We start from the raw sequence: 10856 nt of genomic DNA on the forward strand, positions 1-10856 counted from the left end.
GCGGCCCGCTGTAACGCCCCGGTGAGCCGCGGGTGCGGGGTCCGGCCGGACGGCCGGGCCCCGCACCCGCACCCGCAGACACACAGAGTCCCCCGCCCTCCCCCCGGGGGGCTCAGTACCACTGGAGCCACCTGATGCGTCCCCTGAACCGGCGCTCCGCGGCCGCGGTCCTGCTCGCCGCCGCGCTCACCCTGACCGCCTGCAGCTCGGACGGCGGCGACGCCGAGGAGACGGCCAAGCAGGCCCACTCCGCCCCGACCGCCTCGGTGGAGCCCACCGCAGACCCCGGTGCCGCGAAGCCCGCCCGGACCGAGCTGCCCGCCCCGAAGCCCACCGGCCCGGTCGTCTCCGATGACGGCCTCAAGCCGGTCACCGGCTCCTTCACCCAGGAGGAGAAGAAGTACCTGAGCGGCCGGGTGCCCGAGAAGACCGACCCCGCGGCCGTCCTCCAGACCGGCCAGGAGGCGTGCCAGCGCGTGGCGCGCACCGCCAAGCGCGACAAGGACGCCGCCACCGCCTCGATCATCGCCGGCGAGATCCCCGCCGCGAAGGACGCCATCCCGCACCTCTGCCCCGAGCTGGAGCCCGTCCTCGACGACGCCGAGAGCGGCTTCACCGACGGCGTCCTGAAGAACCCGGAGCCCGGCAGCTACCGCGCCCTCACCCCGGGCCCGGACTGCACCTGGCAGGCCAAGGGCAGCGGGGGCAAGTCCCTGGAGTCCGGCCCGGAGCTGGGCAGCAAGGCCGGCGACAAGATCACCGCCCGGATCCCCTCCGGCACCACCGAGTTCGTCTCCACCGGCTGCTACGCCTGGATCCCGGCCTGACGGACGGACCGCGCGGCACGCGCACGCGCGCCCGCACGACGAGGGGGCGGCTCCGGGGAACTCCCCGGGGCCGCCCCCTCGTCGCTGCTCAGGACACGGTCTAGCGGCGCACGGCGTGTCCGTAGACCGACAGCAGGGTGTCGAGCACCGCGTCCATCGAGTAGGCGGCGTCGGCCAGCTTGCGGGCCGAGGCGGACGCGGTCCGGTTCTCCGCCGGGTCCAGCAGCTCCAGCACCGCCCGCGCCACCGGCCCCGGGCCCGGGTCCACGGCCCGTCCGGCACCCGCCGCCGCGATGTCCTTGGCCAGCCCGTTGGAGTGGGTCACCACCGAGGGCACGCCCACCGACAGCGCCTCCAGCACCGACATCGGGAACGGCTCGTCCACCGAGGGCAGTACGTAGACGTGCGCCCGGCGCAGCTCCCGCAGCACCTCCGCACCGCTCAGCGGCCCCGGTACGGAGATCCGCCCGGCCAGGCCCAGCTCCGAGATCCGGCGCACCGCGGCGTCCTGCTCGCCCTCGTCCGGGCCGGCCAGCACGAACTCGGCGTCCGGGACGGCGCGCAGCACCTCGGCGGCGGCGTCCACGAAGTCCACCGGCCGCTTGCGGGCCTGGAGGCGGGCCGCGTACAGGATCCGCGGCGGGCCCTGGAGCGCCGGCCGCTCCTCCTGGGCGGGGGTGCCGTTGACCAGCCGCACGGTGCGCGGCAGGGGTTCGCCCACCACGGCGTCCAGGCCGGTCTTCTCGTGCGGGGTGAGGTACAGCACGGCGGAGGCCCCGCGCAGCACCCGGCGGACCGCCACCGCGTCCAGGACCTTGGCCAGCAGCCGGTCGCTGGGGTCCACCATGCCGTGGGTCTGGAGCACCAGCGGCTTCCCGGCGCGCAGCGCGGCCAGGGCCACCGGCAGGGTCACCAGGTCCCGGGCCAGGTGCACGTGGACCACGTCGGCGTCGCGGACGAGCTTGCCCGCGTCGGCCAGCAGGGCGGGGGAGGTGATCCCGCTGAAGCCCAGCGGCAGCAGCCTGCGGGCCGGGTAGAGCCGGGCCGGCACCCCCTCGACCTCGGTGGGCCAGGGGTCCCCGAAGCCCTCGCCGAGGGCGAGCAGGGCGGCCTCGTGGCCCCGGGCGCGCAGCCCCTTGGCGAGGTTGAGGGCGACCCGGACCGGCCCGCCGAAGGCGTGGCTCGGGGAGTGCAGGGTGACGGCGTGCAGGACTCTCAACGGGGCTCCTCCACCGGGCGGCGGGTGCCGTCGGCAGTCTGCAGGGTCAGTTCGGGCAGGTCCTTGTGGACCACGGCGCCGGCTCCGGCGACGGCGTGCCGGCCGACGGTGACCCCGGCCAGCACGGTGGCGCGGGCGGCCACCCAGGCACCGTCCTCGACGGTGATCGGGGCGTTGCGGTAGCGGAAGTCGGCGGCCCGATGGTCGTGGCTCCCGGTGCACAACAGCGCCTCCTGCGAGAGGCAGACGTTCGCGCCGATGGTGACGGGCTCCAGGTTCAGCAGCCAGGCGCCCTCGCCGATCCACGTGTGGTCGCCGACGGTCAGCTTCCAGGGCCACAGCACCCGCACCCGGTGGCGGATGAGCACCCCGGTGCCGATCCGCGCCCCGAAGGCGCGCAGCAGGGCCACCCGGACCCGGGCCGGGCAGAACCAGGCCATGAACACCGTGTTCATCACGGCGAACCAGAGCGCCTGGACGAGCAGCCCGCGGCCCTTGTCGTAGCCGGCCAGCGTGAAGGCCGGGAGATCGCGCATGTCTTCGTACCCCCAACGGGTGCCTTCCCCGGCACCGGCCGCTCACATTATCGGTTTACGGCGGATTAGACTGCGGCCGAACTCAAGGCGCGGGCGGGAGCACGGTTGGCAACGGACACGGACAGCCCGGCGGCCGTCCCCTCGCGTCCCCAGGGCCCGGGCACCGGTGCGCCGCAGGGCGGCACAACGGCCGGAACGGCCCCTTCCACGACCACGGGCGGCCCCTGGGGCCCCGAGGCCCGCGGTGGTCCCGCGGGGCCCCGTCCGCCGCGTTCCCGCGGCCGGGGCGGCGGGGGCGGCAAGGGAGGCAACGGCAGGGGAGCCGGCCGGGGCGACGGGGAGCCCGCGGACTCCGATGCCCGCTGGGGCCGGGTCACCACCCCGCGGACTCTCCTCTCCCGCGCCCTGTCGGTGCCGCTGGCCCTCGGCTTCACGGTCTTCCTGCCGCTGACGGTGGCGGTGCAGAGCGGGGCCGGGGCCAAGGACGGCGCCTTCTACCTCCAGCTGGCCCTCACCATGTACGCCGGGGCCCGGCTCTCGTCCATGGTGCTCACCAGCCGCCGCAAGCTCCTCCAGGGCTCGTACTGGCTGTTCGTCTACATGGCGATGGGCGTGGCCCCGCTGGCCCAGGCCGTCCTCGGGCAGGTGCCGACCCCGGTGGTGGGCCCGCGCACCGACCTGACCTCGGCCATCGCCCTGGTGCTGCTGGGCTGCATCTGCTTCGACGTGGGCTCGCTGCTGGCCCGGCACCGGCCCTCGGGCAAGGCGCAGGGCGGTCGGGCCGAGCCGAAGCCGGTGTTCGTGCACAAGCGGCGGCTCCAGCTGCTGACGGTGTTCGCGTTCCTGTGCAGCGGCGTGTTCGTGATGAAGCTGGGCGGCCCGGCGGTGTTCTTCAGCAGCCGCCAGGAGATCATCGCGGGCATCGCGGAGGCCGGTGTCTCGGCCGACGACGGTCAGGCCGGACAGGCCTTCCTGCGCGGCTTCGGCACGGTGCCCGCGCTGCTGGCCCTGCTGGTGTACACGCGGTGGATGGTGACCTCCACGCGGGCCCGGCGGATGCCCTCGGTGATCGCCACCTGGGCGGCGCTGGCGGCCCTGAACCTGGTCGTGAACAACCCGATCTCGAACCCGCGGTACTGGTTCCTCACCGTGATGTTCGCCCTGCTGTTCACGGTGTTCCCGGTGAGCGCGGCGATGTACCGGGTGGCGCTGTCCATGGGCGTGGTGGTGGCGCTGATCATCTTCCCGTTCGCGGACCGCTTCCGGTACGACGAGAAGAACTACAAGCCGGTGGAGACCACCTCGGTCCTGGAGCCGATGGCGCTCAAGGACTACGACCAGGTGGGGATGTTCGCGAACACCATCACCTTCGTGGAGTCCGGGTCGGGTCACTTCTACGGCCGTCAGCTGGCCGGTTCGGTGTTCTTCGCGGTGCCCCGTTCGGTGTGGCCGGGCAAGCCCCGCGACACCGGCGTCATGGTCGGCCAGTGGATGGGCACGGTCAACACCAACCTGTCCTCGCCGATCTGGGCCGAGCTGTGGATCGACTTCGGGCCCGTGGGCATGGGCGGCGGGCTGCTGGCCATGGGATACGTGGCCTCCCGGGTGGACCGCCGGTACGCGAAACGGGCCACCCGGAGATCGCCACCGGGCAGCCTGATCTCGGTGGTGGTGCCGCTGGTGGCGGGCTACTCCTTCATCCTGCTGCGCGGGCCGCTGCTCCAGGCCTCGGGGCGGGTGGCCATCGCGATGCTCTGCCTCGCCGCCATCGCCACCTACCGCACGGACCGCCGCACCTCCCTGCGCTGACGCGCGGGCGGGGCGGCGGGTCCGACGGGGCCGGGGGGCTTCCGGGGTGTCCGGGGATGCTCAGACGGAGGCGGCGGGTGCCGTCGGCGCCGGGCCGGAGCCGTCCGCGGCGGGTCCCGCGGGCTCCGGGCGGAGCCGGGCCACGCGGGTCCAGGCGGCCACCGCCTTGAGGGCGGATCCGGCGGCCAGGCCCCAGGCGGCGCCGGGGGCGCCCCAGAGCGCGTACCCGACCAGCAGCAGGACCACGGACAGCAGGGAGAACACCACCTGTACCGACAGGGTGGCCTTCGGGGAGAGCACCCGCAGGGTCAGCAGGGCGCAGGTCCCCAGCCCCATGACGGCGTACTGGGTGCCGGTGGCGGGCAGCAGGGCGGCGGCGGCCGTCCAGGTCTCGCCGAGGAGTTCCCGGCCGAGCCGATCGGGCAGCGCGTACAGCACGGCGGCCCAGCCCGCCCCGGTGAGGGCGAAGAGCAGTCCGAGGCCGGCGGTGGCGCGGACCACGGCCCGTCGGCCGCCGAGCCGGCCCAGGAAGGGCGGCCCGAAGGCGTTCGCCGAGTTGAAGAGCACGTTCAGGGGCCCGAAGAGGGTGGTGGCGCCGCGTAGGGCGCCGACCGCGAGTGGGGTGGCGAACACGCCGAGCCCGAACACGGCCAGCTGGCTGGAGCCGTTGCCCACCGCGAACTCGACGAGGAACCGCTGCCCGAGGTGGCCGCGCCGCAGGTAGGGGCGGAGGGCGGCCCGGGTGCCGGTGGTGAAGGGCCGCAGCAGGTACAGGCCGAGGGCGAGGGCGGGCAGGGCCGACAGACCCCACACCAGCACCAGGCGGCCGGGGTCGGCCCCTCGGGGCTGCACGGCGAGGGCCGCGACCACGCAGGCCAGTCGGAGCAGGTCGGCGGCGAAGGCCCGGTGCGGTTGCCGCAGGGCGGAGAAGCAGTACCGCAGTCCGTCCTGGACGAGCACCAGCGACAGCACGGCGGCCAGGGCCAGGAAGGAACGGCCGCCGGCGCCCGCGGTGAGCAGGCCCACCGGCAGCAGGAGCAGGGCCGCGCCGGCGGAGGCCAGCGCGGTGAAGGAGATCGCCGAGCGGCAGGCGGCGCCGATCCCGGGGCCGCGTTCGAGGACGACGGTCTGGCCCACGTAGGCCATGTTCGCGCCGAGCAGCACGCTGAAGGCCACGTACACCATCGAGAAGGCGGCGAAGCCGTCCGCGGAGGACAGCCGGGCCGCGAGGACCAGCACCAGGATGTTGGTGAGGCTGGACGCGGCCTGGTCGCCGACGGAGGCCAGCAGGGCGAGGGCCCGCCGGGGCTCCCGGGGGCCGGACGGGCCCCCGCCGCGGGGCCCGGGGATCCGGGCGGCCGCGGCGGGGTCCGTCACCGCTGTCCCGTGCGGACGGTGCGCAGGGCGACGGTGTCGCTGCCGTCGCCGGGGATGTGCTGCTGCGGTTCGGGCGCGCGCGGGGCCGGGGCCGGGGTGGCGGCCGGCGGCCGCGGGGCGGCCGGTTCGGGGGTCCCGCCGCGGCGGCCCTTGCCCTTGCGGCCCAGGGGCTTCTTCTCCTTGGCCTGGCCGCCGTGCAGGACCGCGCCGAGGACGGTGCCGCCGGCGCCGCTGATCAGCTCGCGGATCCGGACCAGGTCGGTGCGGTGCACCGCGCGCGGGTCACAGACCACCAGGACCCCGTCCACCCGGTCCACCAGCGCCAGCGCGTCCGCGTAGGACAGCACGGGCGGGGCGAGCACCACCACGGTGGAGTTGGGGGAGTCGGCCTCGGAGATCAGGCTGCTGGCCCGCTGCGAGGTCAGGGAGCGGGGCACGTTGCGGACCCGCTCGCCGGGGATCAGGTCGAAGGAGCCGGACTCGCCCGCGTCCACGGCGAGCTGACGGCCGTCGGGCCACTCGGTCTCGCCGCCGGCCGGGGTGTGGCTCCAGCGCGGGCGGGCCCCGGTGTCGGTGCGCAGCTGGCTGGCGAGCACCGGGGTGCGCAGGTCGGCCTCGATGAGGAGGACGTCCTTGCCGGTCTCGGCGAAGGAGGCGGCCAGGTTCACGGAGGCGGCCGCCGCGGTCTCGCTGGAGCCGCGCGGGGCGACGACCAGCAGGCGTCGGCGGTCGGCGAACCGGGAGTCGTAGGCGAGCCGGAAGGCCACCGAGCGGTATTCCTCGGCGAGCCGCGGATCGGCCTCGCCCGCGGCGAGGAGCGGGCCGCCGCCGGTGCGGTCCTTGGGCAGGGTGCCCAGCACGGGGGCGCGCAGGGCCCGGGCCACGTCGCCGTCGGAGCGCGGGGCCGGGTCGAAGACGAGCCGGACCCAGGCGGCGAGCAGGCCGAGGGCGAGGCCGACGGCCGCGCCGAGGGCCAGGGACATGGGCAGGCCGGGGCCGTCGGGGGAGGAGGGCGGGGTCGCGGTGCTGGTGACCCGGCCCGGGCTCATGTCGAGGGCCTGGAGCTTGGCGATGCTGCTCTGGAGGGAGCTGATGCGGCCGAGCATGTCGCTCTTGGTGGCGTAGGCGGAGTCCCGGGCGGCGCCGTCGGGCAGCCCGGATATCTCGCGCACCAGCTCGTCGTGGCGCTTGGCGATGGGGTCGCGCTGGTCCTTGTAGCCCTTGACCATCTTGTCCCTGATGGACTCGATGTTCTCCTGCCGCTTGGCCAGGTAGGCGGCCGTCATGGCGTTGGCGCGCTTGGCGGCCTCCTTCGGGGAGGAGGCGGTGTAGGTGAAGCGCAGCACGAGGCTCTGGGGCGGGTTGGTGACCTGGAGGCCGGCCCGCAGGCCGCCGACCCCGGACTCCGGGATGCCCAGCTTCTCGGCGGCCTCGTGGGCCACCGAGTTGCTGAGCGCGGTCTGCCGCTCCGAGCCGACGTTGATGGCCTTGTCCGGGGACAGGCTCGGGTTGAAGGGGTCGTCGGTGGGCGTGCGCAGCACCACGTCGGAGGTGGCCACGTAGGTGTCGGCGGTGCTGATGCCGAGCCACGCGCCGCCGAGCAGGCCGAGGCCGATGCCGCCGGCGATGAGCCGGCGGTAGCGCAGCAGCTGCCGGAACTGGTCCCTGAGGAGGTCCGGTTCGTCTTCTCCCGCCGTCACCGCGGCGCGGGTCGTCTCCGTCACGGGCGGGGTCCCCCCAAGGCTTCGTCCATCAGTGCGTCGATCCGGGCCAGTCCCGCTTCGCGGCTCAGGTGCGCCGCGACGTGGCGGGGGCCCGCCGCGCCCAGCGCGTCGGCCGCCGCCGGGTTCCCGGCCAGTTCCCGTACGGCCTTGAGCAGGGCAGCCGGATCCTCCGGCGGTACGAGCACCCCGGCGCCCGAGCGCTCGACCTCCTGGGCGGTGCCGCCGCCCGCCGCCACGGAGGCGACCACGGGGCGTCCCGCCGCGAAGTAGGAGGTGAGTTTCGAGGGCACGCTCATGTCGAGCACGGCCGCGTGCTGGGTGACGGCGAGTACGTCCGCCGCCGCGAGGATATCCGGGAACTGCCCGTCGGCGGCAGGGGGGATGATGTCGAGGTTCGGCACGTCCGCCGCGAGGTCGGCGAGCGCGGCCCGCTGACTGCCGTCGCCCATCAGGACGAAGCGGACATTTCGGTCCAGTTGTGCGGCGTTCACCAGGACTTCGAGACCCTGCTTGAGGCCCATGTTCCCGGAGTGCAGGACCACGGTCTGACCGGGGGCCCAGCCCAGGTGGTGGCGGGTCTTCCCGCGCGGCTGGGACGGGCCGGGCACGTGGGACCAGTTCGGGACGAGTCGGATCTTCGCCTCCGGCACCCCCATGGCCACGACCCGGTCCACGAACGTCTCGTGGATCACACCGACCAGGGTGGCGCGCTTGAGGGCGTACGCCTCGGCGCGGCCCGCGAAGGCCGCCGCCTTGTCCCCGCCGCTGATCCCGCTCTGCGCGGCCGCGGCCCCCATGAGGTCCTGGACCACCGGGACGAACGGCACCTTCCAGCGGGCGGCCAGCCGGGCCGCCAGCACCCCGCCGGCGAGGCTGGGCATCTGGGCCATCACGGCGTCCGGGCGCTTCATGCGCGGCGGGGCGACCGCTCCGTGGGCCAGGATCGAGCCCTCGAAGAGGGCCCGCTTGACGGCGGTCTGCCGGGCCGGGACGGTGTGCGCGCGCCGGTGGACGGTGACGCCCCCGCGCTCCTCGGTGCGCCGGACGGCCCGCCGGTACTCCGGTTCGAGCGACCAGGACGGGTAGTGCGGCATGCCGGCGAGCACGTGGGACTCGTGGCCGAGGGCCGCCCAGTGCTCGGCGATCTGTGTGGCGTAGGGGCCGATCCCCGCGTGCTCGGGCGCGTAGTTGGTCGAGACGAGCAGCAGTCTTCGACGGCCGGATATGGACACGAAACGTCCCCTTCTCCCCTGCTTGGTGCGGGGCACACCCTAATCGTTCACCCGCACGGCGCGGAACGTTGACGCTATCGTCTGATAATCCGCCGCACTGGGGAGTGTGGCCCTTGGGGGGTATCGATGACGGAGCGAGACATGTCCGAGCACAGTTCACCCGTGCGCAAGCCGTACCGAGTCGGCTACGCGCCGGGTGCGTACGACCTTTTCCATATCGGACATCTCAACATTCTTCGCCATGCGCGCAGTCAGTGCGACTACCTCGTGGCCGGGGTGGTCTCGGACGAGATGGCGGAGCTCGCCAAGGGCCGGCGGCCCATGATCCCGCTGGTGGAACGCCTGGAGATCGTCCGCAGCGTCCAGTACGTGGACGCCGCGTTCGTCGAGACGGTTCCGGACAAGCTGGAGACCTGGAAGCAGGTCCGCTTCGACGTGATCTTCAAGGGGGACGACTGGCGCGGCACCCCCAAGGGGGAGCGGCTGGAATCCGACTTCGCCACCGTCGGCGTGGACGTCGTCTACTTCCCGTACACCGTCCACACCTCCAGCACCCAGCTCCGCCGGGCACTGGACGCGCTCGCCGAGACCCAGCCGGACCGGCTCACCGCCGAACTGCGCTGAGCTCCCGGAACCACTTCGCGAGGAAGGCCGCCAGGAACAGGACGGCCATCACGCCGAAGCCCGTGTACGCCCACCGGAACAGCTCCCCGCCGCCCAGCACCAGGAACACCAGGCAGAACACCCCGTAGTCCACCGGCAGCAGCGCCACGGCGCGCAGGGTGGACGGGGCGGCGGCCGGGGAGCCCGGCTCCGCCTTCGGCTTCAGCTTCTCGGTGAGCAGCCCGCCGAAGAAGGTCACCACGGAGGCCAGCTGGAAGCCCAACGGCACCAGCAGCCAGGCGTCCGAGGAGATCCCGTACTCCGCCGGGAAGCGGAAGAAGGCGATCAGCACGCAGGCGTGCAGCGCCGTCACCTTCGCGCTGTCCACCACGTGGTCCAGCCACTCACCGGCCGCGCTGCCCCCGCCCCGGAGCCGGGCCAGCTGCCCGTCCGCCGAATCGAAGGCGAACCCCACCACCAGCAGCACCCACACCAGCGCGCCCAGCGCCCAGGACGGCGGCACCAGCGCCACCGCGGCGATCCCCGCGAACGACAGCGCCGCGGAGACCAGGGTCACCTGGTTGGGGCCGAGTCCGACCGCGTGGGAGAAGGCGGCCAGGTACCGGCCCGCCGGACGGTTCACGAACCGCGAGTAGAGCGACACCCCCTTCGCGGACTTCTGCGCCCCGCGCAGCTCCCGGAGCGCGGTCCCCACTCTGCCCATACGCACTCATTTCCCCTCATGGAACGCGGGTACGAACATCCCGCACGGGGCACATCATCGCAGGGCCCGGACCCCCACCCGGCCGGACCGCCGGTACCGGTCAGTTCGCGGGCTCGACGGCGAAGAGCTGACCGCCCTTGCCGACGCACGGCCCCATCACGGCCTCGGTGCCCGCGGCCTCCGAGGAGTCCCGGATGCCCACGCAGCCCTGCCCGTCCACCCGTAGCACGTACCGGCCGCCGCCCCGCGGCCCGGAGGGCTCCAGGTGGAAGCGGCTGCCCAGGGAGCAGTCGTCCATCGGTTCCAGCAGCCCGCGCCCCGGCCCCTCGGGCAGGGCCCGCAGGCAGCCCTTGCCGTAGTCGGGGTGCACCCACTGGACGCGGTAGGTGTCCCCGCCCATCGGCTCCAGCAGGGTGTTCTGCGGCCCGGCCTCCGCGCACGGCCGCTGCACCGCCACCAGTGGGGTGTACCGGCCGTCCGCCACCCGCCCGTCCGTCAGGCAGAGACCCTTCCCGGTGAGCGGGACGATCCGCACCCAGCCGGTGGGCAGCGGACCGGTGCGGACCGCCGCCCGCGGGGTCACCGGCCCCTCCGGGCCGTCCCCGGTCAGCGCCAGGGTGCCCGCCACGGCCGCCGCGGCCAGCAGCAGACCCGCCCCGGCCACCGCCGCGGCCCGCTGCCCCCGCCCCGCCCCCGCCCGGCCCCGACGCCCGCGGCCGGCCGGCTCCGGATCGGCCGCCAGCAGCTCGAAGGCCCCGGCCCCGGCTCCGGCCCCGGCCCCGGCTCCGGCCCCGGCCCCGGCCCC

At 74.6% G+C, this 10856-nt stretch carries 10 protein-coding genes; 3 read left to right on the forward strand and 7 right to left on the reverse strand.

The window, feature by feature from the left end; all coding sequences use genetic code 11:
• The first annotated feature begins 134 nt into the window (after positions 1–134).
• Positions 135–827, forward strand: coding sequence for a hypothetical protein (locus ABTZ17_RS33970; protein ID WP_352199661.1), 693 nt, complete (start codon positions 135–137; stop codon positions 825–827).
• 100 nt (positions 828–927) lie between these two features.
• On the opposite strand, the gene ABTZ17_RS33975 is transcribed toward ABTZ17_RS33970, so the two are convergent.
• Both ABTZ17_RS33975 and ABTZ17_RS33980 read right to left on the reverse strand, forming a co-directional pair.
• Positions 928–2046 carry a glycosyltransferase gene (locus ABTZ17_RS33975; RefSeq protein WP_352199662.1) on the reverse strand — a complete coding sequence of 373 codons (1119 nt, stop codon included), beginning with the start codon at positions 2044–2046 and terminating at the stop codon, positions 928–930.
• A complete protein-coding gene (locus ABTZ17_RS33980; protein WP_352199663.1) occupies positions 2043–2582 on the reverse strand; it encodes a WcaF family extracellular polysaccharide biosynthesis acetyltransferase in 540 nt (179 codons plus the stop codon). The genes ABTZ17_RS33975 and ABTZ17_RS33980 overlap by 4 nt, the downstream gene beginning before the upstream one ends.
• Before the next feature lie 105 nt (positions 2583–2687).
• Here ABTZ17_RS33980 and ABTZ17_RS33985 point away from each other — a divergent pair, with 105 nt between their 5' ends.
• Entirely contained in the window at positions 2688–4391 is a 1704-nt protein-coding gene (locus tag ABTZ17_RS33985; protein ID WP_352199664.1) for a hypothetical protein, read from the forward strand.
• 60 nt (positions 4392–4451) lie between these two features.
• On the opposite strand, the gene ABTZ17_RS33990 is transcribed toward ABTZ17_RS33985, so the two are convergent.
• From ABTZ17_RS33990 to ABTZ17_RS34000, 3 genes are read right to left on the reverse strand one after another with little or no spacing between them, the layout of a single operon-like run.
• Positions 4452–5768, reverse strand: a complete 1317-nt coding sequence (locus tag ABTZ17_RS33990) for an MATE family efflux transporter (RefSeq protein ID WP_352199665.1) — start codon at positions 5766–5768, stop codon at positions 4452–4454.
• Entirely contained in the window at positions 5765–7492 is a 1728-nt protein-coding gene (locus tag ABTZ17_RS33995; RefSeq protein WP_352199666.1) for a lipopolysaccharide biosynthesis protein, read from the reverse strand. The genes ABTZ17_RS33990 and ABTZ17_RS33995 overlap by 4 nt, the downstream gene beginning before the upstream one ends.
• A complete protein-coding gene (locus ABTZ17_RS34000) occupies positions 7489–8724 on the reverse strand; it encodes a glycosyltransferase family 4 protein (RefSeq protein ID WP_352199667.1) in 1236 nt (411 codons plus the stop codon). The genes ABTZ17_RS33995 and ABTZ17_RS34000 overlap by 4 nt, the downstream gene beginning before the upstream one ends.
• A 141-nt stretch (positions 8725–8865) precedes the next feature.
• Between ABTZ17_RS34000 and ABTZ17_RS34005 the strand changes: the two genes are divergently transcribed.
• On the forward strand, positions 8866–9348 hold the full coding sequence (locus ABTZ17_RS34005) for an FAD synthase family protein (protein WP_352199668.1): 483 nt from the start codon (positions 8866–8868) through the stop codon (positions 9346–9348).
• Here ABTZ17_RS34005 and ABTZ17_RS34010 read toward each other — a convergent pair.
• Together ABTZ17_RS34010 and ABTZ17_RS34015 are read right to left on the reverse strand one after the other, a co-directional pair.
• Positions 9329–10051: a CDP-alcohol phosphatidyltransferase family protein gene (locus tag ABTZ17_RS34010; RefSeq protein ID WP_352199669.1), complete on the reverse strand. Its 723-nt coding sequence runs from the start codon at positions 10049–10051 to the stop codon at positions 9329–9331. The genes ABTZ17_RS34005 and ABTZ17_RS34010 overlap by 20 nt on opposite strands.
• Before the next feature lie 100 nt (positions 10052–10151).
• The coding region (locus ABTZ17_RS34015) for an RICIN domain-containing protein (RefSeq protein WP_502994961.1) at positions 10152–10856 on the reverse strand (705 nt) is incomplete at its 5' end.

This window comes from Streptomyces sp. NPDC097619, from assembly GCF_040302735.1.
In the GTDB taxonomy this organism is placed as follows: Bacteria; Actinomycetota; Actinomycetes; order Streptomycetales; family Streptomycetaceae; genus Streptomyces.